Source organism: Pseudomonas fluorescens (assembly GCF_902497875.1).
Lineage (GTDB): Bacteria > Pseudomonadota > Gammaproteobacteria > Pseudomonadales > Pseudomonadaceae > Aquipseudomonas > Aquipseudomonas fluorescens_BR.
The window spans coordinates 1-613 of record NZ_CABVHY010000163.1 but is presented as its reverse complement, the minus strand read 5'-3'; the positions used below and the strand labels follow the sequence as shown (position 1 = coordinate 613).

The following is a 613-nucleotide window of genomic DNA, read 5'->3' as shown; positions in this document are numbered from 1 at the left end:
GATAGGGGTTTCGGAATTTAATCTTGACGATGACCTACTCTCACATGGGGAAACCCCACACTACCATCGGCGATGCATCGTTTCACTGCTGAGTTCGGGATGGGATCAGGTGGTTCCAATGCTCTATGGTCGTCAAGAAATTCGGGTACTGAGTCGTGGCCAGTTGGCCTCGCTTCAGCAAATTGGGTATGTGATAGCTTGGTGTTTTGTGAGTATCTCGAACTTTCGGTTCGTTTCGTCTTCACACACCGCAATCTGGTGCCTTTTCGCTTTTCAGCTCGAAGCATGCAAATTGCTTGGGTGTTATATGGTCAAGCCTCACGGGCAATTAGTATTGGTTAGCTCAACGCCTCACAGCGCTTACACACCCAACCTATCAACGTCGTAGTCTTCGACGGCCCTTCAGGGGACTCAAGGTCCCAGTGAGATCTCATCTTGAGGCTAGTTTCCCGCTTAGATGCTTTCAGCGGTTATCTATTCCGAACATAGCTACCCGGCAATGCCACTGGCGTGACAACCGGAACACCAGAGGTTCGTCCACTCCGGTCCTCTCGTACTAGGAGCAGCCCCTCTCAAATCTCAAACGTCCACGGCAGATAGGGACCGAACTGTC

2 rRNA genes are annotated in these 613 nt (G+C 51.2%); both read right to left on the bottom strand.

Going from position 1 to position 613, the window contains the following annotated elements:
* Window positions 1-21 precede the first annotated feature (21 nt).
* A 5S ribosomal RNA gene (gene rrf, locus F8N85_RS34445) occupies window positions 22-137 on the bottom strand.
* Window positions 138-307: 170 nt separating this feature from the next.
* Window positions 308-613 (bottom strand): 23S ribosomal RNA (locus tag F8N85_RS34440); the annotation flags it as partial.